Source organism: Klebsiella sp. CN_Kp113 (assembly GCF_040064585.1).
Classification (GTDB): Bacteria; Pseudomonadota; Gammaproteobacteria; order Enterobacterales; family Enterobacteriaceae; genus Klebsiella; species Klebsiella michiganensis.
This window is the reverse complement of the sequence record NZ_JBEAID010000023.1, coordinates 258507-280738: the sequence shown is the minus strand read 5'-3', so window position 1 is coordinate 280738 and position 22232 is coordinate 258507. Positions and strand designations below refer to the sequence as shown.

22 protein-coding genes and 1 pseudogene are annotated in these 22232 nt (G+C 56.0%); 7 read left to right on the top strand and 16 right to left on the bottom strand.

Features of this window, described 5'->3' with window-relative positions; genetic code table 11:
- The first annotated feature begins 260 nt into the window (after positions 1 to 260).
- Positions 261 to 1346, top strand: a pseudogene (gene ompC / locus ABLV30_RS16490) (porin OmpC).
- 130 nt (positions 1347 to 1476) lie between these two features.
- On the opposite strand, the gene ABLV30_RS16485 reads toward ompC, so the two are convergent.
- The 13 genes from ABLV30_RS16485 to ABLV30_RS16425 form a co-directional block, all read right to left on the bottom strand.
- The gene (locus tag ABLV30_RS16485; protein WP_004851075.1) at positions 1477 to 2739 is read right to left on the bottom strand and encodes a PTS transporter subunit IIC; all 1263 of its coding nucleotides are present in this window, start codon (positions 2737 to 2739) and stop codon (positions 1477 to 1479) included.
- 89 nt (positions 2740 to 2828) lie between these two features.
- Positions 2829 to 3824, bottom strand: a complete 996-nt coding sequence (locus ABLV30_RS16480) for a 2-hydroxyacid dehydrogenase (protein WP_025106269.1) — start codon at positions 3822 to 3824, stop codon at positions 2829 to 2831.
- 16 nt (positions 3825 to 3840) lie between these two features.
- On the bottom strand, positions 3841 to 4602 hold the full coding sequence (locus ABLV30_RS16475) for an SDR family oxidoreductase (protein ID WP_014229444.1): 762 nt from the start codon (positions 4600 to 4602) through the stop codon (positions 3841 to 3843).
- Positions 4603 to 4613: 11 nt separating this feature from the next.
- A complete protein-coding gene (locus tag ABLV30_RS16470) occupies positions 4614 to 6152 on the bottom strand; it encodes an FGGY-family carbohydrate kinase (RefSeq protein WP_265799997.1) in 1539 nt (512 codons plus the stop codon).
- Between the two features lie 20 nt (positions 6153 to 6172).
- A complete protein-coding gene (locus ABLV30_RS16465; protein ID WP_004851068.1) occupies positions 6173 to 6724 on the bottom strand; it encodes a glycerol-3-phosphate responsive antiterminator in 552 nt (183 codons plus the stop codon).
- 14 nt (positions 6725 to 6738) lie between these two features.
- Positions 6739 to 7530, bottom strand: a complete 792-nt coding sequence (locus ABLV30_RS16460) for a phospho-2-dehydro-3-deoxyheptonate aldolase (protein ID WP_004851066.1) — start codon at positions 7528 to 7530, stop codon at positions 6739 to 6741.
- Between the two features lie 314 nt (positions 7531 to 7844).
- Positions 7845 to 7985 carry a hypothetical protein gene (locus tag ABLV30_RS16455; RefSeq protein WP_004851064.1) on the bottom strand — a complete coding sequence of 47 codons (141 nt, stop codon included), beginning with the start codon at positions 7983 to 7985 and terminating at the stop codon, positions 7845 to 7847.
- 239 nt (positions 7986 to 8224) lie between these two features.
- The gene (locus tag ABLV30_RS16450) at positions 8225 to 9145 is read right to left on the bottom strand and encodes a carbohydrate kinase (protein WP_348865628.1); all 921 of its coding nucleotides are present in this window, start codon (positions 9143 to 9145) and stop codon (positions 8225 to 8227) included.
- Positions 9142 to 10512 (bottom strand): hypothetical protein, encoded by a 1371-nt coding sequence (locus ABLV30_RS16445; protein ID WP_265799993.1) that lies wholly within the window; start codon positions 10510 to 10512, stop codon positions 9142 to 9144. Before ABLV30_RS16445 ends, ABLV30_RS16450 begins: the two co-directional genes overlap by 4 nt.
- A 77-nt stretch (positions 10513 to 10589) precedes the next feature.
- A complete protein-coding gene (locus tag ABLV30_RS16440; RefSeq protein WP_004851056.1) occupies positions 10590 to 11609 on the bottom strand; it encodes a ribose ABC transporter permease in 1020 nt (339 codons plus the stop codon).
- Positions 11596 to 13128 carry a sugar ABC transporter ATP-binding protein gene (locus tag ABLV30_RS16435; protein WP_186006162.1) on the bottom strand — a complete coding sequence of 511 codons (1533 nt, stop codon included), beginning with the start codon at positions 13126 to 13128 and terminating at the stop codon, positions 11596 to 11598. The genes ABLV30_RS16440 and ABLV30_RS16435 overlap by 14 nt, the downstream gene beginning before the upstream one ends.
- 65 nt (positions 13129 to 13193) lie before the next feature.
- Positions 13194 to 14147, bottom strand: a complete 954-nt coding sequence (locus ABLV30_RS16430; RefSeq protein ID WP_014229437.1) for an ABC transporter substrate-binding protein — start codon at positions 14145 to 14147, stop codon at positions 13194 to 13196.
- Between the two features lie 286 nt (positions 14148 to 14433).
- The gene (locus ABLV30_RS16425) at positions 14434 to 15453 is read right to left on the bottom strand and encodes a LacI family DNA-binding transcriptional regulator (protein ID WP_148842267.1); all 1020 of its coding nucleotides are present in this window, start codon (positions 15451 to 15453) and stop codon (positions 14434 to 14436) included.
- Between the two features lie 366 nt (positions 15454 to 15819).
- Between ABLV30_RS16425 and ABLV30_RS16420 the strand changes: the two genes are divergently transcribed.
- The gene (locus ABLV30_RS16420; protein WP_038424536.1) at positions 15820 to 16446 is read left to right on the top strand and encodes a DUF1062 domain-containing protein; all 627 of its coding nucleotides are present in this window, start codon (positions 15820 to 15822) and stop codon (positions 16444 to 16446) included.
- Positions 16447 to 16634: 188 nt separating this feature from the next.
- Positions 16635 to 17243, top strand: coding sequence for a DJ-1/PfpI family protein (locus ABLV30_RS16415; RefSeq protein WP_265799990.1), 609 nt, complete (start codon positions 16635 to 16637; stop codon positions 17241 to 17243).
- A 133-nt stretch (positions 17244 to 17376) separates the two neighbouring features.
- Here ABLV30_RS16415 and ABLV30_RS16410 read toward each other — a convergent pair whose 3' ends face one another.
- The 3 genes from ABLV30_RS16410 to ABLV30_RS16400 form a co-directional block, all read right to left on the bottom strand.
- Complete coding sequence (locus tag ABLV30_RS16410) at positions 17377 to 17769, bottom strand: VOC family protein (protein WP_014229433.1); 393 nt, start codon at positions 17767 to 17769, stop codon at positions 17377 to 17379.
- Positions 17770 to 17906: 137 nt separating this feature from the next.
- On the bottom strand, positions 17907 to 18479 hold the full coding sequence (locus tag ABLV30_RS16405) for a DUF1349 domain-containing protein (protein WP_004851043.1): 573 nt from the start codon (positions 18477 to 18479) through the stop codon (positions 17907 to 17909).
- Complete coding sequence (locus tag ABLV30_RS16400) at positions 18479 to 19078, bottom strand: dienelactone hydrolase family protein (protein ID WP_025106279.1); 600 nt, start codon at positions 19076 to 19078, stop codon at positions 18479 to 18481. The genes ABLV30_RS16405 and ABLV30_RS16400 overlap by 1 nt, the downstream gene beginning before the upstream one ends.
- A gap of 209 nt (positions 19079 to 19287) precedes the next feature.
- Here ABLV30_RS16400 and ABLV30_RS16395 point away from each other — a divergent pair, with 209 nt between their 5' ends.
- From ABLV30_RS16395 to ABLV30_RS16380, 4 genes are all read left to right on the top strand, one after another.
- Positions 19288 to 20196, top strand: coding sequence for a LysR family transcriptional regulator (locus ABLV30_RS16395; RefSeq protein WP_048252265.1), 909 nt, complete (start codon positions 19288 to 19290; stop codon positions 20194 to 20196).
- A 98-nt stretch (positions 20197 to 20294) separates the two neighbouring features.
- The gene (locus ABLV30_RS16390) at positions 20295 to 20891 is read left to right on the top strand and encodes an NAD(P)H-dependent oxidoreductase (RefSeq protein ID WP_064357396.1); all 597 of its coding nucleotides are present in this window, start codon (positions 20295 to 20297) and stop codon (positions 20889 to 20891) included.
- Between the two features lie 21 nt (positions 20892 to 20912).
- Entirely contained in the window at positions 20913 to 21713 is an 801-nt protein-coding gene (locus ABLV30_RS16385) for a carboxymuconolactone decarboxylase family protein (protein WP_049079773.1), read from the top strand.
- Positions 21714 to 21717: 4 nt separating this feature from the next.
- Positions 21718 to 22146 carry a cyclophilin-like fold protein gene (locus ABLV30_RS16380; protein WP_047723791.1) on the top strand — a complete coding sequence of 143 codons (429 nt, stop codon included), beginning with the start codon at positions 21718 to 21720 and terminating at the stop codon, positions 22144 to 22146.
- The last annotated feature ends 86 nt before the right edge of the window (positions 22147 to 22232 follow it).

Here is a 22232-nt window from a genome sequence, read left to right as displayed (position 1 = left end):
CCTTATGATAATTTATCTATTTTAGTCAAACCTTCTGCATCTCTGGGTTGCGTAAGGCGTGATTCAGAATATTTGCCAACGCAATCAGTGAATGATTGATGTACATCAATTAACAACCGCTGTTGTCGTCACAGTTATGGTATTTGGTCTAAAAAACTGGAACTTTTAATTTCAAGTCTCTTTGCGAATTATCGCATAATAGCCTCACTCAGAAGGCATCTGAGATTTGATATTTTATTAATAGTTAGGGACGAAATAATATGAAATTAAAATTACTAACAGTGGCCGTCTCTACACTTCTTGCTGCAGGAACCGTGCAGGCAGCTGAAGTGTATAACAAGGACGGAAACAAACTCGACCTCTACGGGAAAGTGACCGGCCTGCATTATTTCTCCAGCGATAAGTCAGAAGATGGCGATCAGACCTATGCCCGTCTGGGCTTCAAGGGTGAAACCCAGATCAACGACCAGCTGATCGGCTACGGCCAGTGGGAATATAACTTCAGCGCCAATAACGTTGAAGGCGACAACTCCGGCGACAAAACGCGTCTCGCGTTTGCAGGCCTCAAGTTTGGCGAATTTGGCTCTCTGGACTACGGCCGTAACTACGGCGTCGCCTATGATATCGGCGCCTGGACCGATATGCTGCCGGAGTTCGGCGGCGATACCTGGACCCAGACCGATGTCTTCGCCACCGCGCGTACCACCGGCGTTGCCACCTACCGTAACAGCGGTTTCTTCGGCCTGGTTGACGGCCTGAACGTCGCCGTACAGTACCAGGGCAAAGAAGAGGGCAACGGTCGCGATCTGGCGAAACAGCATGGCGACGGCTGGGGTCTGGCCTCGACCTATGAGTACGAAGGATTTGGCGTAGGCGCGGCCTACGCGGCATCCGATCGTACCGATGCGCAGGTCAGGGAAGGGCGCGTGAATCCTGACTTCTACGCCCGTGGCGAAAAAGCGGAAGTGTGGGCGGCCGGTCTGAAGTACGATGCTAATAACATCTACCTGGCAACCACCTATGCGGAAACCCGCAACATGACGAAGTTTGGTAAAGGCTATATCGCCAATACCGCGCAGAACTTTGAAGTTGTGGCCCAGTATCAGTTCGATTTTGGCCTGCGTCCGTCCATCGCCTACCTGAAATCAAAAGGCAAAGATCTGGGCCGCTACGGCGACTAGGATCTGGTTGAATACGTAGATGTCGGCGCGACTTACTACTTCAATAAAAACATGTCTACCTATGTGGACTACAAAATCAACCTGCTGGATGACACCATGTTCACCAAAGATGCCAGCATCAGCACCGATAACATCGTTGCCGTGGGCATAACCTACCAGTTCTAAGACAACGCCTTTTATTGAACCATGCCTGCCAGCTTACCCTCCTGGCAGGCATTTTTGTGCTTGAACGCAGGGCGAGACGAAAAAGCCCGACGCCGTTTCCCGCGCCGGGCTGAGTGAGAAAAGGGGGAGTTTACGGCGCGGTACTGAAAAACTCGCCGAATTTCACCGCCAGCCAGCCCACCGGGGTGGTGGCTCCGCCCACGATATTAGTGATTTCCGCCATCCCTTCCGGCACCGGAATGTTAGAGTTGACCGCCGCCTGGGTGTATTCCCGCGAAATATCCGTCCCGACGTACAAAATACAGGTGACCACCAGCGTGCCGGTGATAAACATGCGGAACATATTGCGTTTGCAGAACGGCGTCACCATCGCCAGCAGGAACATCAGCGAGGCCAGATCGACAAACGGCAGCACGCGGTTGCCCGGCAGAATAATCGCCAGCACCACCGCCATAGGGATCAGCAGCAGCCCGGTCGCCAGCACCGAGGGTTCGCCAATAAGCAGCGCGGTATCCATGCCGATATAGAAGTCGCGGTTGGGAAATTTCGCTTTCAGCTTCGCTTCCGCGGCATCGCGCACGATAAGCAGACCCTGCACTAAAATTTCGATCATTTTCGGCAGCAGCAGCATGGCGGCGGAAACTTTAATCGCCAGCGACACCGCGGCTGCAACATCGTATCCGGCAAGGAAGGCCAGCAGCAGCCCCAGCACGAAGCCTAGGGTCAGCGGTTCACCGAAGACGCCGAATTTTTTATTAATACTTTCCGGGTCGAAATTAATTTTATTGATCAGCGGGATCTTATCAATAATATAGTTACAGGCAATACCAAACGGCACGTAGGTTATACAGGTAAGATGGGGGAATGATATCCCTTTAAGATTATAGTTTTTTTGCAAATACGGTGCGGTTAAATCCGCCGCCAGCAGGGTTAAGATAAATATGCCGAAGGTAATGCCAACGGAGAGCCAGTAGTTACCGGTGCCGGCATACACGACCGACCCCATAATCAGGAAAATCCAGTAGTTGAATATATCGATATTTACCGTTTTGGTTAATTTAAGCAGCAGCATGGCGATATTGATAACAATAAATCCCACGACCACCGGCAGCATCAGCGGCGAGCCCCAGCCGATAGTGGAGGCGGTCGGCCAGCCGGTATCGACCACCGTCAGGTGCAGACCGATGCGTTCAACCATAGCCTGCGACGCCGGGCCGAGGTTGGTCAACAGCAGGCCGATCACCAGACCCACCCCTTCAAAACCGATACCGACCAGCATCCCGGCTTTAAATGCGGTGCCAATTTTAACGCCGAAGCACAGGGCGATAATAAAGAATATTACTGGCATCATCACTGATGCCCCCAGACTAATAATGCTGTTGATAATATCCATAATATTTCCTTAAAAGGCGGCCGAATTGGGCGCGAGCGAACCCGTGCCCAATGGGCCGTAGCAAAAACCTTAAGCGGCTCTTTTAATATTTAACCGAGTTGCTTCAGCAAGATCTCAGAAAAAATCTTCGGCGAATTGCTGAAGGCATCAATAGTACTGCCGGCAATATGCGGCGTTATCGTGACGTTATTCAGCGAATAAAACGCGCTATCGTCCGGCAGCGGCTCATCATCAAAAGTGTCGAGGGCGGCGCCCATGATTTTACCGTCCTGCAGCGCGGCGATCAGATCGCCTTCATTAATTAAGCCGGAGCGTGCGGTATTGACGATAATGGCGCTCTCCTTCATTAATTCAAAATGATGTGCGTTAATCAGGTTTTCCGTTTCCGGGGTCATGCGGGCATGCAGCGAAATCACATCCGCACGGCGAACCAGCTCATCGAGAGAATCCACCTTTTCATAGCTGTCATGGCCGGGGACGTACTTATCGTAAAAGATAATCTCGCTGCCGAAACCGCGCAGGAAGCCGGCCACCAGCTGAGCGATATGCCCCAGCCCGACCAGACCCACCACTTTGCCGCCCAGTTCAGGAATGGCCCGGTGGTTAGGACTCTCTTTGCGCCAGAACTTATCGCGCAGCGCATCGTGCGAGCGGGCGATGTTGCGCATTTCCGCCAGAATCATGCCGACGGTAAACTCCGCCACGCTGCGGGCATTACGTCCTGGCGTGTTCATTACCTCAACTCCGCGCGCTTTGGCCTCCGCCTGATTAACGTTTTCAATGCCGCCGCGCAGCACGCCAACGTATTTAAGCTTTGGCAGCTTGTCGAATACCGCCGCGTTGACCGGGGCGAACTGGACGATCAGGATCTCAACCTCTTCAGCGCCCTGAAGCAGGGCGGCAGGCAGCGCCACCGCTTCGGAGCCTTGCTGTTCAACCAGTAAATTATCCTCCTGCAGTTTTTCAATCGACTCGTGCGACCATTCGCGTACTTCCACTGTAATACCTTTATCTTTCAGCGCTTTCAGACCCGCGTCCATCATCGCTGCATTGATAAACAGATCGGCAATTGCCAGACATTTCATAATGATTCTCCATAAATTAACGCATCAACATACCGCCGGTGACATCCAGAGTCGCTCCCGTCATATAGCTGGTTTTCGGAGAGACCATGAAGACGCCGATGTCGGCAATTTCGTGCGGCTGGGCTACCCGGCCCACCGGAATACGGCTGACGTAATAGTCAGGATTCTGCTCAATGTTTTTACGGATCATCGCGGTATCCATAATGCCGACGGCGATGTTGTTGACATTGATTTTCTGTTTCGCCACCTCGCGCGCCAGCGAGATAGAAAATGCCACCAGGCCCGCTTTACTGGCCGCGTAATGCGCATGACCGGTGGTCGAACCGTGGAAGGCCGCCTGAGAAGTGATATTCAGAATGCTGCCGGCCCGATCTTTCGCCAGGCAGTGGTTGACAAACAGCTGGCTCAGGTGGAAAACCGCCTTCAGGTTGACGTTCATCACGCTGTCCCACTCCTGCTGGGTGATTTCAGTGACGTAGCCGCTTAGCCAGATCCCGGCATTGTTGACCAGAATATCGGCGTTCCCCAGCCGCTCAATGCAGGTCGCGAACAGATTCTCCCGGCTTTGCTCATCGGAAAGATCGGTTTTCACCGCAATAATCTCGACGCTGGCGCTATTTTTTACCGTATCGATCAGCTGCTCCGGGCGCTCCTCATCACGCATATAGGTGAAGCAGATGTTGACCCCTTCTCTGGCGAGGGAAAGGACAAACTCTTTGCCCAGTCCCGTTGCGCCGCCGGTGACGATAGCCGTGCGGTGGTGTAAATTCAGATCCATACTTTCCTCGCTTAATGCGTAATGTAGTTACTACAGCTTTTCCACGGAGACTGCATTTCCGATAGCAGATTTTTGTAGAGCTGATACTTATCCTGATAGACCTTGTTATTGTCCGGGTTCGGCGTGACCGTTCGCGAAACGTGAACCATCTCATTTGAGGCGGCAAAGACATCATCAAACCAGCCAACCATGACCGCGGCGGTCATCGCGGTGCCCAGGGTGCCGTGCTCTTTCACGTCGACAATCTCCAGAGTGGACTGGAAAATATCGGCGAATATCTGCAGCCAGACCGCAGAGTTAGTGACGCCGCCCGCAATCCGAATGGTGCGGCTTAGATCAGGGTTGATGTTGCGCAGACGTTCGGTGTGATAAAGGTGGCTGAAGGCGACCCCCTCGTAGATAGCGCGCAGAAAATGCGCTTTTTTATGGAAGCTATTCAGGCCGATAAACCCCGCGGAGGCGTCCGGGATGGTGTTGGAGCCGAAGACAAACGGGAAGAACAGCAGGTGGCTCTCGGCGGGCGTTGTCGTGGAGACCAGATCATTGCACAGATCGTAGACTGACGATCCCTGCGCCGCCGCGGCGGTGCGATCGCCTTCCATAAAGTTATTGATAAACCACTCCAGATTACTGGCGGATGTGGGGCTGGCCTCGGTAATTAACCATTTGCCCTCAATCGGATAAATCGAGGTCATAAAGAGATCCCGGTCGATAACCGGATGGTCGGTCACGTATTCATTGATGCTCCAGGTGCCGGTAATAATCGCCAGCTTATCCAGCGTATTGATGCCGGAAGCGACGGATGACGCCGAGATATCAAACACGCCGCCCGAGACAGGCGTGCCGGCACACAAACCGGTCAGCTGCGCGACGTCGTCGGTAATGTAGCCGCAGCAATCGGTGGAGCGTTTAATGGGCGGAAGCTTGTCGCGCAGATCGCCGAGCCCCCACCAGGCCAGCAGCGAGGCATCATAGTCACGGTCGCGAACGTTGATCAGGTTAGTCCCTGAGATATCGGTAAGTTCGAGAAAGGCTTCGCCGGTCAGATAAAAACGAATCAGATCTTTGACCATGAATATGTAGCGCGCGTTGTTCAGCGCTTCAGGCTCGTTCTCTTTCAGCCAGGCGAGGAGGGCGACGGGCTGGCCTGCCCAGATGGACTGCATGGTTTTGGGCAAAATGTCGCTGACAAACGTCGGGTCGCGGTACCACTTTTCAACCCAGCCCTTAGCCCGGCTATCGGTGGAAATGATCCCGTTGCGCACCGGGGCGCCCGTTTCATCCACCATATACAGCCCGTTGCCGTGGCCGGTGACCGCCACGCCTTTGATCTGGCTGGCGTCGATCCCCGACTGCGCGAGGGCCGTTGTAATGACTTCAACGTTGGCCGCCCAGAGTTCGTTGATATCTCGCTCGGTGTGAAATTCCTTCGGGGTCAGCATTTGCGTAGACTTCGACGCGCTGGCCACCACGTTGCCGGCGCGATCGTAAATCGCCGCTTTTGTGACGGTGCCGCCGTTATCAATGCCCATGACGTAGTGTTGTTTCATTGGCGTGGACTCCTTATGCGTTACCATAAACCGGGTTCGCTGGTGGTAATGCCTTTAAATCCGGCATGGAAAATTTTATCTACAAGGTATTTCCGCTTTACAAAGCCTCCGGCGATGAATATCACGTCAAAGCCTTTTAAATTCCGGCTAATCAATTCCAGACACTGGCAGGCATATTCAGCAGGTAAGATTTCAATAGCATCTGGCGGGTTATGCTTAACAATATCGATGGAGTGATCCAGCGAACGCGAGTCGATGAGCAATACCCGGAAGATAGTTAACAATCCCTCTTTTTTGGCATAGCGTAGGGCCGAGAGATTCGACGAAATAACACCATCAACCTTGTAGTAATTTTTGAGCAGACTGATCCCCGCCTGGTCGGGTTTAAAACCGCCCAGTAGCTCCAGGTGAATAAGCACTTTTTTGCCGCGCTGATGGCATTTGCCAATCAGCGATTGCAGGTTGCCGATATTTGCTTCGGACAGCAGTACGTATTCTGATGCGCAGGCCAGCGCCTGTTCAAAATGTTTATATTTTCTGACGGAAGGAATGATGGTGTTATTTAAGAACATATTAATATCCGATGTTATTTAGCCATGTAGAGGCTGTAGGCATCTTCCGCTGTGGCATTTTCATGGATGATGGCGTTCAGACCTGCTACTACTTTTGCCGGCTGTGGGTCCTGAGTAATATTGCGGCCCACCGCCACGCCTTTTGCACCCACCTGCATACAGTGCTGCACAAATTTAAAATAACCGTCGATGCCGGTTTTCGGGCCGCCCAGCGCGAGTACCGGCACGCCGGCCGCTTCGACGATAAGCCGATCATCTTCGGTACCGGTAAAGCGGGTTTTGATCACGTCAGCCCCCAGCTCAACGGCGATGCGGGCCGAGGCGGCGATAACGGCCGGGTTGTTGGAGTCGTCGCTGGTCACGGGATAGCCGTACGGCAGGGATTCCACGATCAGCGGCACGTTCCAGCGATCGGCGGCCTGCGCCAGCTGCATCGCCATGATGTGCGTTTTCTCTTCATTGAACGCGCCGGGGAAGGTCATACACACTACGCCTTCCGCAGCCACTTTCAGCGCATCCTCAATGGAAAAGACGGGAGTCGTATCGGGAACGGTATTATCAAAAATATTCACTGTGCTATCGACGCGTAATACAACGGGAACGCAATTGAAAACTTCGCGGAAATTTTTCAACATGCCATAAGTGACCAGCGCGCAGTCCAGGCCGCTTTCAACAAGGGCCGGAAGCTGATTTATCGTATTATCAATACCATTTGTTTTGCTTGAAAAATAGTAGCCATCCAGCGCCAGCGTGACGGATTTACCATCTTTTGCGAAAATGCGAGAGAGACGACGTTCTTTAGACATTTTTTGACTCCTGAGATAGAAAAAAACAAAAAAGGCCCTCAGAGACTTTCGTCTCTGAGGGCCTTCGATTCACTTACCCTTTTGATAATCGTTCAGTAATCCAAACCATTATCAATTAATTTTTCAGCCTGACGGGTAGGGTTTAAATGGTGTTTAATTTAAATCCGTTCCCTTGCTTGAATTAATTACTAGCATGCCTGCGTTCTTTCTGTCTAGCCGTTGTTGATAAACTGAGATGCTTATCACGAATTAAACTTGAGTTTATTCTTATCGGCGCTTGCGAATTTGAACACCAACAGCCGATTTTATTGTGCTTATGCTAAGAGTAAAAACTCTATCGTCAACTGCGCCAGCAGCAGCAGCAGGGCAATCAGCGCCAGCCATTTCGCCGGACGCAGCTTATGCTGCGGAATAGAGGTATTACGCAAACGCACGAACCATGGATTGTTTTTCATTATTGACGTCCTGTCCCTGATGTCTGTTAACGCGATCGACAGAAACTGAATGACGATCTAATTATCTGATATTAATGGATTAGTCGACAATAACCCATGAATAAATGAAGCTGGTTTAGCTTTCATTCAATAATTGGGCCTCAAATCATATACAACATAAATCAGGATAAGGGTCCATCAATAAACGCTGTTTCAGACCCTCATCTGGCTGTCGGTTGCCGACAGGGCGTCCGCTGTCTTCAGAGTTCATGATCCCAGGGCGGGTTAGCGCCCGGCCTGGAAACCGTCACCGCGGCGGCGCGCATCCCCAGATCCACCGCCTGGCGAACCTGCTCGCGTGACAGTGTCACTAGTTTCTCCTTCTCCAGGAGCCCTGTCTGCGAGAGGCTGGCGAGAATACCGGCATTCACCGTATCGCCCGCGCCGACGGTATCGGCCACCGCTACGCGAATAGCGGGCACATGCAGATGAAAATCAGCGGTCCAGGCATCAGCGCCGTCAGCGCCGCGGGTGACCACGATAAGCTTCGGCCCCCTCGCCAGCCAGCGGCCTATCACCTCATACTCTTCGCCGGGTTCGGCAAACCAAGCGAGGTCCTCATCGGAAAGCTTGACGATATCCGCTAACGCAATCATGCGCCTCACGCGCGCCAGGTGTTTCTGCCGGTCCGGGATGAAAATTTCACGAATATTAGGGTCGAGGAACATCACCCGACGCGGCGCTTCCCTTACCATCAGCGCTTCATAAACGCTGCCGCACGGTTCGGCGATCAGGCTGATGCAGCCGAACAGAACGGCGGAGACGTCATCCCCGAGCGTCGGCAGGTCGTTTTCAGTCAGCATTCGACCGGCGCTATTCTCATCGTAAAAGGTATAGCGGGCCTGACCGCCTACCAGCCTGACGAAGGCGAGGGTGGTGGGCAGCGGCGCGCGGGTTGAGGGCGAATAATCCACGCCGGAGGCGTCAAGCGTGTGGCGCAGCATGTCACCCATAAAATCGTCCGATAAACCGGAAAACAGCGCGACCGCCATCCCCTGGCGACCCAGGGCGACGGCGGTATTGAACGCCGCCCCGCCAACGCAGGGAGTAAAGGCGGGGGCGTTCTCGCGGCTCCGACAGGGCAGCATGTCGATGAGGGCTTCTCCGCAGCAGAGGATCATGGCTTTTCTCCCTGGATCACCGCGACCACCGGCGGGGTTTCCAGCCGATCGGCTACCTGCATCCAGTTTTCGGCAAAACGTCCGCAGGCGGTCTTGATATCGACGCCGACGGGGAGCTCCGGACACTCGTTTTCGCCGTTGCTGCCCCAGTTAACCCATCCGGACTGGCGGCGCTGGACTATCTGAAACGCGCCGGAGGGGCGGGAGGTCCACCAGATCATCGCCCGGCCGCTCGCTGAATCATACTCGACGGTTTTACTGGCCGGCCCGGGAAAGATGGTTTCATCCGCGACGGCGGAAACGTCAACGGGCGAATCGGTCAGCAGCCATTCCCGCTCGGTGAGATCGGCTCTGCGATGCGCCCGGGCGCGAACCTGGCTCAGCCGTTCGCGAATCTCCGCCTCATCGAGCACGTTCTCCCAGCGGCAGAACATCCGCCAGTAGAGATCCCAGTGGGCGGAGGCCATATCGGCGAGCTGTTCGCGGAATTCGGTAAATTTCGGACTCTGGTTTTCCGAGGTGGTGACGGTATTGGCCACCATGGCGACCAGCTCTTCGGCATAGGGGTCGCCCGCGCGATAGCGGGTGCCGCCGTACGCCGCGAAGCGATCGAACAGCAGTTTTCCCGGGCCGCTCTCAAATTCGTCGCCGACGGTGATCTTGTTGGTCACCGAACGGCCGTTAATCACCGTTGAAAAATCATCTACGCAGTAGCGCCGCTGAAACCAGGGCGTGTTCCAGCTAAATTTCCAGTCGATGGAGAAACGTTTACCGCGCAGCTCCGGTAATAATCCGTCGGGGATCGCGCCGCGCATGCGGTAGTGATGATAGACCGGGCCTTCCTCGAGGATCTCAATATCAACGAGGGTATGCTCCGGCGGGTTTATCAGCCCATTTTCCGGGGTGAAAAACGGGCCGTAAAACCCGCCAATGGCGTTATTTCCGGAAGGAAGCAGCTCGACGTTGTCCTGCAGCGCGCGAAAATGGCGCAGCCCCCACTTGGATGCACCGACGCCCTGGGCGGTTCCCCGACACATTTCCAGATCGAAACAGCCGGTATTGAGACGGACAAAACAGTCCTTTTCCCGGCCAGGCAGCCGGTGGATACCGGCGATTTCACCGACTTCAGCCGCCGTGAGCGGGTGGTCAAGCCGCATCTTGAGGGTCCCGCTGAAGCTGACCGTCGCGATAAAGGCGGTACTGTTTTGCGTCGACTCATGGGTGAGGCGCTGGCAAAGGATCCGCTGGTCCTCGCTGGTGATTGCCCACCACAGGGGCTCCTGCAGTTTCTCCGGGAGAGTAAACGTAATCGGTTCGCGATCCCGGGTACCGTTCATCGGGTCCGTCAGCGTAATGTGATATGTCATGAGGGTATACTCCATTAAAATTTAAGCGTGCGAAGACCCGCCGCCAGCGCGGCGGATAAACAAAGCGTCAGGGAAAGCTAGCGGGTACGGGCGATCTCTTTTTTCCGCCAGAAGGTAAACAGCTCCGGATGCTGCTTCAGCCCGTCAATCGCCACGGCAAGAATGATGACGATGCCTTTAATCAATAGCTGGGTGAAAAAGGGCACGCTCAGCAGAATCAGGCCGGTGCTGAGTACGCCAAGAATAATCGACCCAATCAGGGTGCCGATAATCCGCCCGCGTCCACCGGCGAGGCTGGTGCCTCCCAGCACCACCGCCGCAATGGCGTCCAGCTCATATCCCGTACCCGCCGTGGGCTGGGCGGAAATCACCCTGGCGGCGAAGATAATGCCTGCCAGACCCGCGCAGACGCCGGCAATCATGTAGACCGCCGCCAGCACGCGTTTGACCCGTACGCCGGCCAGGCGCGCGGCCTGGGCGTTGCCGCCGACGGCATAGATATGACGGCCGAACCGCGTGCGCTCAAGAATGAACCACGCCAGCAGATAAACAATCAGCATAATAATGACCGGCACGGGGATACCGGCAAGATAGCCATTTCCCAGCTCGCGGAAGCTCAGGCTGCTCGACACAATAGGCTGCCCTTCGGTAATGGTGTAGGCCATACCGCGCAGGAAGGTCATGGTGCCGAGAGTGACGATAAAGGGCGCGAGAGCGAGATAGGCGGTGAGCACGCCGTTAAGCAGGCCGCACAGCGCGCCCACGCCAACGCCGGCCAGAATCGCCAGCGGCGCAGGGAGCCCGGCCATCGCCGCGACCACTGAGACTACGCCGGAAACGGCGACGATTGACCCGACGGATAAATCAATGCCGCTGGTTAAAATGACGAAGGTCATGCCCGCCGCCAGAATAGCGTTGACGGAAATCGAGCGGGCGATATTCAGCAGATTATCGACGCGGTTAAAGTTTGGCGCGAAGGTGGACATCAGGATCAGCAGCACCAGCAGAACGATTAAGATCCCCACCCGATCCCACCATTTCGCAAAATCAAACGGCGCTTTGACCGGCAGTTCCGTCACAGGTTTATTGTTGTCCATGGCATTCTCCGGATTGACTGGTAAAGGTTCCTGTTGCGTGCAGCATCACTTCTTCTTCCGTGGCTGAAAACGAGGGTAACTGATGAACGATTCGCCCGCCGCGCATGACCAGCACGCGGTCGCTAATGCCGATGGCCTCCGGTAAATCGGAGGAGATCACCAGAATGGCTTTCCCAGCGCGGGCGAGCTTGTCGATCAGTTCGTAGATTTCCCTTTTGGCGCCGATATCCACGCCGCGGGTCGGTTCATCGAGAATAAGCAGCCTCGAATCGCGCAGCAGCCAGCGCGCCAGCGCCGCTTTCTGCTGGTTTCCGCCGGACAGGGCGCTGACGGGCAGTTCAACCGCATTTTCCCGCAGCCGCAGCCTGCGCATCTGCTCAAGGACGGCGGCGCGAATCGACTTGCGTTTCACCACGCCGCCGGCGACAAAGTTATCCAGCGAGCTGATATCAATGTTGTGCTCAACCGAATGCCCGAGAAACAGTCCCTGAGTTTTGCGGTCTTCGGTCACCATCCCGATACCGTCGGCGATAGCGGCGGTGGGGTCTACCGGATTGCTCGTCCGGCCGTCAATGCGCACGCTTCCCTGGGTGCGCGGGTCGGCGCCGAAGAGCAGGCGAGCGACTTCGGTTCGCCCGGAGCCCACCAGACCGGACATGCTCACCACTTCGCCCGCGTTGACCTCAAAGGAGACCGGGCCGGTCGCACTGCCTGCCAGGTCCCTGACTTCCAGCAGTACCTTGCCGGGCGTACGCGGCTCGTGCTGATAAAGATCGACGATTTGCCGGCCGACCATCATGCGGACGATATCGGTGGTTGAGACGTTGCCGAGGATTTCCGTGCCGATCCACGTGCCGTCCCTGAAGACCGTGACCCGGTTTGCCAGCTGCCATACCTCTTCCATGCGGTGCGAGATATAGACCATCCCGACGCCATCCTGACGCATCTGCTCGATCAGCCGGTATAGCTGGAGAGTCTCCGCCCGCGACAGGGCGGCGGTCGGCTCATCAAGCACCAGCACTTTGGCGTTTTCACTGACGGCGCGGGCGATCTCGACCATTTGCTGACGCCCGATACTCAACGAGCCGAGCGGCGCCTGCGGGTCGATGTCCGCGTTAATCCGGTCCAGCTTCTCCCGGGCCTCCCGGTGCATCCGTTTGCGATCGAGAATACCGGCGAAAGCGGTCGGTTCCTGGCCGAGAAACAGGTTTTCCGCCACCGTCATATCGGGAACCGTATTCAGCTCCTGGTGGATAATGGCGATGCCATATTTGCGGGCATCCCTGGGCGTGCGAATATCAATCTCCTGCCCGTCGATAAAAATAACGCCGCTATCGCGCTGCTCGTTACCGGAGAGGATCTTCATCAGCGTGGATTTGCCCGCGCCGTTTTCCCCCATCAGGGCATGGACCTCTCCGGCGAATAAATCAAAGCGTACGTTGTTCAGCGCCAGGGTCGCGCCGTAGCGTTTTGAAATCCCTTCCAGCCTGAGCAAGGGAGGTGATGTTGTATCGGCCATTGTCTTTGCCCTCCGGGATGAACCTGAGCGTCATCCCGTTTTTGCCTCTTAAAGTGACGAAGTGATTACCAGCCCGGATAGCTGTCGACGTTATCGCGGGTGACCAGTACGCTGGGGATCAGGACGGTATGAGAGGCGATCGGTTTGCCGTCGACCATATCCTGAGCAAGCGTGATGGCCTGGCGCACCATTTCGCCCGGATTTTGCGTTGCGGTACCGATAAACGGCGAGCCGCTGCGCTTAAGTTCTTCAACCGCTTCCGGGCTACCGTCGACGCCGGTAACTTTGATCGCGCCCGCTTTGCCCGCCTGTTCAACGGCCAGTACCGCACCGAGCGCGGAAGGATCGTTCATGCCGAAAATACCGGCGACGTCCGGATTGGCTGTGAGCATGTCGGTGGTCACCATCAGGCCGGAAGCGCGGTCGTTGCGCGATGCCTGCTGGCCGACGATTTTGATATCCGGGTATTTTTGCGCGACGTTTTTACAGCCTTTGATGCGGTCGATAATGGTCTGAATCGGCGTGCCATCCACCAGCAGCACTTTGCCTTTGCCGCCCATCTGGCTGAACAGGTATTCGCAGGAGGTTTCCCCGGCCTGGATGGCGTTGGTCATGATCGCCGCGTCTGCGCCTTTCGCGGGCGTATCGACTGCGATAACGATAATTCCGGCGGCTTTTGCCCGCTGAATGGCCGGCTCGATCCCGGATTCATCGACGGCGGAAATAATGATGAGATCCACTTTCTGCTGAATAAACGCGTCAATCTGCGTGTTCTGGTTTGCCAGATCGACCTGTGCATCCTGTACGTTAAGGGTTGCGCCGATTTGCGCCGCGGCCTGCTTAGCGTTCCTTTCCATTGCCGAGAAGAAGGGGTTGGACATGTCCTGCACCATTAAGCCGATGCGGGAGATTTTTTTGCCATCCTGCGGCGCGGCGCTGGCTGCGGGAATAAACCCTGTCATGGTGGTGATTACCGCGCTAACCGCGACAGCCAGCCATGCTTTGCGAAGTTTGGTCATATTCTGCTCCTTTCATTATCGTGTGGTATAAGGTACGGCCAGGTGTGGGGAAGCCTCAGAAATAATCCCCTGATGTTGTTTTTCGGTAGCGACTGAAATTCAGCCGTTATTTACATCGCTAAAATGATGAGCGCGTATAGCACGCCGTAGCCCGCTTTTTTGTCGGGTGGCGCCTTACCCGGCCGACGAAAACCGCAAGCACCATTTCTGTCGGCCCGTGCAGGGGAAGCGCCGCCGGGCAATGCCGTCCGGGCGGTACGTTGTCAGCAATCTTTTTAATAGTTATTCATTTTCTACAGCCGCAGGACTGGCGAATAACCAGTTCGGCGGGAACTTTACGCTGGGTATTAATTTCTCCTTTTCCTTCCGGATTAATTAACTGGATAAGCATTTCAGCCGACTGCCTGCCAATCTCTTCGCTGTTTTCATTGAGCACCGTTAGCGGCGGATTTAATAGCGGCGCCCAGTCGAATTCATCGTAGGCGATAAGCGCCATATCGTTGGGGATGGCTATCTGGCGCTGCTGAAGCTGTTTAAGTGAACCCAGCAGAATAGGGTTGTTACCGGCAATAAGCGCGTCCGGCAGCGATGTCTGGCGGTCCAGGTATCGGCTCAGGGTGTCCGCAGCCGACTGCGCGTCGTTCTCCGTTTCGACAACTTCAAGCGTTGCGCCGCAGCGCTCTGCGGCCTCGCGAATACCGCGCTCGCGTTCAAAACGCGTGGTCCAGCGGTCCGGGTAGATGAGGAGCAGCCAGCTTTTATAGCCGTGCTGCGCCAGATGGGTCCCCACCAGCAGGCTGGCCTGATAATTGTCGGTCGTGACGCTGGGAAAGTTGTGCTCGCCGCGGGGAGGTGAGTCAACGAAGACGACCGGAATATCCCATTTCGCCAGCAGGCTCAGGCTTTCCGGCTGAAGCGTCACCGTCGAAATGATCCCGGCCATTCGCGACTCGATCAGGCGGTTAATCATGCGATCTTCCTGCGCGCGGTCGTAGGTACCGTTGACCGCGATATCGCCAAGCACTACGGTCCACTGCGACGGCTGCAGCATCTGCTGAATACCGGACATCAGGTTGAGGTAGTAAGAGTTCGAGGCATGGGCGGTAATCACCGCCACCGAGTCTCTGCTTGAGCGGCGTAGCGCCTGGGCCGCGCGGTTAGGTACGTAGCCGAGTTCTCGCGCCACTTTTAAAATCAGCTCCCGGCTGTCGTCAGCAACGCCATCGCCACCGTTTAGCGCGCGTGAAACGGTAAACATAGAAAATCCCGTCGCTTCACTCACATCCCGCATCGTTGCTTTACGCATATTTCGCTCTCTGTATTTATGAAATTACCCGCGATACAGACGGCTATTTCCTTGACCTAAACGTTTATGAGGCTAAACATAAACGTTTAGGTTTGTTTGATCAGTGAGCCGCTTCTCGTTTTGTGAACAGAAGGTAAACAACGTCGTTTGTGAATGATTTCTATGTATTTATTGATTTAATGCATATTTAGCCCGCTTGCCGCTTTGCTACTCTTGAACGCATTCATTCACGGTCAGACAGGGTCGTCGCGTTGGAAATCTTTTTTTAACCCACTGAAAAGTATTCTCTAAATATTTTTCACATCGCAAAAATCACGGTCCGTTTTCGACGGATCCGCTTTTGTATGGGTTAAAAAAAGGTTCACCATGAAAATTACATGGAACGTCAGGCCAGTCGGCTATCAGCTGATTAGCAAGCGCTGCCCCGCCTGTCATGGGCAGCAGGATTTCATCCCATCCGGCGCCTTCCGGGTCAACTCGCAAAAAAAAGTGCTCGATGTCTGGAGTATCTATAAGTGCGTGCGCTGCGCGTATACCTGGAACATCAGCCTGTTCTCGCGTTTGCCCGTCAGCAAAATCAATCCGCAGCTCTACGCGCGACTTATCGCTAACGATAAATCTGCCGTCGAAGCTTACTCTCACGATCCGGTCGTTCTGCGGCGTAATCGCGCGGCGCTATCGGGTACGCCTGACTTTGTGGTTCAGGAACGCTGGCGCATCAACCTTGTTCGCGCTTCTCAGGTGAGGGTGGATGTCAGGGTCACGCGCGCCTTTCAGACCAGCCTGCTGTCGGTCCTGAGACGAGCGCTGCGGCTTAGCGGTAGCGCGATCCGTCAACGTCTTCAATCGGGAGATATCGTCGGTATTACGCTGAAAGAACTGCGGGCACCCAGGCTGCGGCCGGAGGGATATACGCTGTACATCACGAGGGAGGTTCTCCTGGCGCGCAGGCCTATTTCATTAAACGCGGGCTCAGCGCGCGGGAGACGATAGCCATTGCCCCGGATAGTTTTCTATCCGGGGAGCTGACTCGCAAAAATCGATTCGGGTTGCCGCAAGGGGCAAAATAGCCTTGCCTTTTATACTGTGAATTTATACAGTTTTTGGCGGCAGTACGGCGATAGTGTCCATCGGTACCCGGATGCTGCGACGGCAAATTCTGTTAATAAAAGGAGAGTGCGATGTCTATGGATACGCGTAAAGAAGTGCTGTTTGTCCTCATCCAGGAGTACGCCGACTGGGAGTTCGCGCTGCTGGCACCGGGGCTACGCCGCGGTTTTGGCGTATGGGAACCGCGATACGAAGTCAGGACCGTGGCTGCCGATGAGGGGCCGGTGAGGTCAATTGGCGGGGTGCGCTGCCTGCCGGATTATACCTTCGAGACGATACCCGATGATTACGCCGCGCTGGTGCTGGTGGGCGGAATGAACTGGTGGGGAGAGGAGGCCCGGCGGGTTGTGCCTCTGGTAGAACAAGCGCAGGCCCGGCAGATCGTGGTAGGCGCGATATGCGACGCTTCGGCCTTTCTTGGCGCGCATGGCTTTCTCAATGATGTCGACCACACCTCGAACGGGCTGGCCTACCTGCAGAGCCGGGCGGGGTCAGCCTACAGCGGCGCCGCGCGGTACAGAAACGTGCCTTCGGTTCGCGACGGCAACCTGGTGACCGCCAACGGCGTTGGCTTTGTGGATTTTACCTGCAATATGCTGTCTGCCTTACAGGCGGCCCGTCAGGAAGAGATCGAAGCCATGAGGGAGACGTTCAGGTCGGGAATGTTTACGGAAGGCTGATGCAGACAAGGCCGCGATTTGCATGGCCATTTGCCGAAATCGAATCATCTGGCTGAGAGCATCCGTCGCGATATTGAGAGATGCGCAGGGTTTCGCCATGCGCTAACCCTGCCTTAACTTTCCGGCGTGGGGCTTAGTCTGCGTTTGCGTAATAAACAAACGCCAGCTTGTTGCCGTCCGGATCTCTGACGTAGGCGCTGTGGAAACCTTCACCGTACTGCGGGCGGTGTCCTGGGGCGCCTTCATCACTTCCTCCCAGGCGTAGCGCCAGCTGATGCAGTTGCTGAATATGCTCAACCGAACGTGCGTTCAGGGCCACCATAGCGCCGTTGCCCGCTGTTGCCTGTTGCTGGTTGAACGGTTTGCCAACGCACAGCCCGATGGTGCGGTTTCCGCTGAATGTCCCCCACGATGCGCCTTGCTCGCTGCGGCCGCTCCGGGGCTGCCCCAGCATCTCCATCAACGGGTCGTAAAAACGAATCGCGCGCGGCAGATCGTTAGTGCCGAGCATGATATAGGAAAACATGACTCCTCCTCATTTTTCGCCTGAAGGTTGCTGCTGCCAATCTAGCAGCAAGGCGCGAGCACGGGCAGCCCGAGGAGCCAGAAATCATACCTTCGTCGCGATTCTTCAGCGATTTTGCCCGCGCGCGAGCCGACTGCTCAGCTCAGATCGTGCAAATCTTTATCATTCGGCGGCAGCAGTGATATCTGGTCGAAAGTAACCCGCAGGCCGCTGCGCTGCGGCGTGCAGCACATGATGCCGACCTTCGCCGCGCCGCCCGGAAAAGGGCACAGCCGCAGCAGCGGCCACAGTTGGCCATCCGTTGAATACTGCAGGCGCAGCGCTTCTCCGCGGCGGGTCAGACGCAGCCAGAACTCACCGGGGTCGCCCGGGAAAATACCGGTTGCCCAGTCTGATGTTCCCTGCGTCAGTACGCTACCGATAGCGGGCGCGCCGTCGTTGTACTCGATACCGGCCTTAATCCAGCGCCTGGCGTCCTGCATTAACATGATCCCTGCCTGGTCATACAGCGTACTGAAATCTGCTCGCACCCTTACCTGAAAGGTGAAGTCCCCCGCGGCTTCCGTGGCGTAGATATGCCCGGAAAAACGCTCAAACCCGTACCAGGTTTCGCGCCAGAAGTCGGTTTGCGCATCGGTGACGACGCGCAGTTCGCCGTCCTCTTCTGACCATGTCGCGGGTTCGTTAATCCATTGAAATATCTGATGCATCAGGCCTCCTGTCTTTGCTGAATAAGCGTTAAAAACCGCAGCGTGTCTTCGTCCGCCTGCTGCGCAAGGCGCGCATCCCACGCCGGACTGTCGGCATCGCAAAAGCCGTGCTGCGCATTGAACATCCGGCAGGCCACGGAGGGATATTTCTCCAGCTCGTTTTGCAGGGCGCGGGGATCGAACGCCGGCTCATGGCGGGCGAGAATCACCTGCGTTGGGCACGGAGGCGCCGCATCGCAGTACTGGCGGATCCGTGAACCGTAGTGGCAAACCGCACCGTCGCAGAGTCCGCTTCTGGCGGCCAGCCAGGCTAAGGTGGCGCCCACGCTGTAGCCGATAAGGATTAGCGTGCCGTATTTCGCTCTTAGCTCGGCCAGCAGCGACACGATGGCGGCGGTATCAAATCCGACGTTATCGGAAAAGTGGCGCCAGGCCTGCTCCTGCTGCTCATAGGCGAACGGCGCAGAGTGAGGGAAAAGCGCTGGCGTGTACGCATCGAAGCCGCGGCTGCGCCAGGTCGCGGCGGATCGCTGAATATGCGCGTTGATGCCGTAGATTTCATGCAGCAGGACGATGGCTTTATCGCAATCAGGTAACATAAATGCGCCTCTGGCGGATAAAATGGGTTTATCTCCGGTCGGAAGGTCAGTTTATCAAGGCTGACGCCTGTAGTATAAACATACCGCCCGGAAGATTGCTCGTGCATCCAGGTCTTTGATTTTCCTGGTCGGATCAACGTCACGATACGCCATCACATCAAAGTAACGTTGTTTTTTCAGCTTAAAGTCTATCCAGTTAGCGAGACCGTATGAATATAACCCGTGCCGACATGGCCGATCTTGTCTATTTTTTCGCCATAGCCCGCCATCAGAGTTTTAGTAAAGCTGCCGTTGAACTTGGGGTGAGCGCATCGACGCTGAGCCACGCGATCAAGGGATTTGAGGCGCGGCTGGGCGTGCGTCTGCTGAACCGTACGACCAAAAGCGTAACCCTGACGGCGGCAGGTGAGAGTCTGGCCAGCGCGGTGAGCGAGCCGGTGGCCGCCATAGATGGCGCGATTGAACAGCTCAACCAGTTTCGCGACTCGCCTGCGGGACATATTCGGCTCAACGTCGCCGTCGAGGCGGCCACGCTGCTGCTGGCTCCGGTCCTGCCTGTTTTTGCTGAACGTTACCCCGATATTGAGCTGGATATCGTGGCCAGCAACCGCATTGTTGATGTAACGGAAGCGCGGTTTGACGCAGGGATCCGCTATGGCGGAACCGTGCCTGAAGATATGGTGGCGCAGCGGCTGTCCGCCGATGTGCGCTGGGTGGTCGCCGCATCCCCGGAATATCTTGCCCGCTTTGGCGAGCCCCGGCATCCTCACGATCTTCAACAGCACCGCTGCGTCAGCAATCGTCTGGGAAACAACCGCATTTATAAATGGGAGTTTGAACGTGGCGAAGAGCAGCTCACCGTCAAAGTACCGCCGCTGTTAACGGTCGATCTGGCGGAGACGGGCGTGGTGGCCATTCTGCAGGGGTTTGGCCTGATGTACCTGCCGGAACCGCTGATAGCAGAGCACGTCAGCGCAGGGCGCCTGCGTCTGGTGCTGACCGACTGGGCCTCATACGGACCGGGATTCTATATCTATTACTCCAGCCGTCATCAGGTTCCCACCGGGCTGCGCCTGTTAATCTCCCTTGTGCGGGAAATGAAGCCGCTCGGTCTGTAGTCCGATTGATGAAAATAACTCACAGCCCCATTCGATAGCGAGGGCTGGCTCCTTCTTATTCCGCGCCTTACCCTGTGGCAAAAGAGAAGGAGAGCTTGATGAACTATTCGCACCGCTGTATTCCCGGTCTGTTCTGGCTTTTGGCCGTCATCGCGTTTCTGTTTAGCTTTACCTCTACCAGCCGCGCGGCAGAGGCTAACACGCTGGTTATCGTCTCTCATCCGTATCCCGAGCAATCGGTCATGACCAAAGGTCTTGAGGCCGCAGCGCAAAGCGTACCCGGCGTGACCGTACGCAATCTCGAGGCGCTTTACGGTTTTGACACCCGAAATATCAATGCCGATGAAGAGCGACGGCTCATGCGGGAACGCTCGCGCATCGTTTTTATCTTCCCGACCCACTGGTTCAACATCACCCCGATGATGAAGGCCTGGTTGAACGATACCTGGGGCAGCGTAGGGCCGGGAGTATGGCAGGGCAAAGAGATGCTGATTGTCACGACGGCCGCAGGCGGTGACGCGACATACGGCGAGACCGGGCGAACGGGCGTCAGCCTGGCCGACGTCTTTACGCCAATGAAGGCCAGCGCGCTGCATGCGGGAATGACCTGGCTGCCTCCGCTGGTTTTTCAGCGCGCCAGCCGCGATCAACTGCCTGAATACCAGCGTCAACTGGTGGAAAGGCTGAAGAATTAACGTGTCGGAAAGGTGTTCAGGATGAAAGCTTTTATTGCCGTAGCTGCAATGTCGTTAATGCTGGGCGCGCCAGCCCTGGCAGAAGAAAAAAGAGGTGAAAAAATGGCTCCACGTAGTCCATCCGTATTGTCCGCTGAGGATATTCAAACCGTCGCGCCGGCGCTTGCCCGTTTCGGCAGCGAGGTGCTGATAGGGGATCTCTGGCAGAGAACAGAACTCTCGCGTCGCGACCGCAGCATCGTGACCGTGGCGATTCTTATCGCCCGTAATCAGCCGGCGGAGCTAAAACATAACGTTGAAGTTGCTCTGGATAACGACGTCACGGCGGCTGAAATCTCAGAGATCGTCACGCATCTGGCTTTTTATTCCGGCTGGCCCAACGCGATGGCCGCCGTTGCGGTGACGAAAGATATTTTTGTCGCGCGCGGCATTGGCCGCGAGCAGCTGGCTGCTGCCTCCCCGGAGCTGCTCCCTCTTAATCAGGCGGTGGAGAACCAGCGTTCAACAACCGTAGAACAGAACTTCGGCGCGATTTCCCCTGGACTGGTGAAGTTTACGACTCAACCGCTGTTTCTTGACCTGTGGCAGCGACCGGGGCTGAAGCCGCGCGACCGCAGCCTGGTCACGGTCAGCGCGTTGATTGCCGCCGGGCAAAGCGCGCAAATTGGCTACCACCTTAACCGGGCGATGGATAACGGCCTCACCGCACAAGAGGCGGGGGAGATCGTTGCGCATGCTGCTTTCTATGCCGGCTGGCCAAATGCCTTTTCGGCGGTAGCGGTGGTGAGTGAAGTCCTGCGCGCTCGTGGCCTGGCAGGGTGAGCGGATGTTCAACTCTCTTAGCGCCACGCTATTGATTTTTATTGCTACGACGGGGGCGGCATTTGCCGCCGGGCGGGAGAACGCGGTGAAGATTCAGTTTGAGTTCAATGGCGCCACTGTTGTCGGCTCGCTGGATGAGAGCGCAGCGGCTAATGAGTTCCTGGCGCAGCTGCCGATGACGGTGAAGCTCGAGGATTATGGTTCCACGGAAAAAATCGCCTGGCTGCCGACGAAACTGCGCCGCGCGGATTCTGGCGCCTCAATGACCCCACGGCGCGGCGACATCGCCTATTACGCGCCGTGGGGCAATCTGGCCATTTTTCGCGAGGATTTTCGCCACTCCCCCGGGCTGATAAGCCTCGGGCGGATAGAGGAGGGCCTCGCCGCGCTCGACCAGGCGGGAGCCGAAACGGTAACCATCCGGCGTTATTAAGTTCGTCCTGCGTTAAATTTTCCTTCCTGCATGCTTAACCGGGCTGTTTACAGCCCATTTATCGGATACAAAGCGAACGCTCAGTA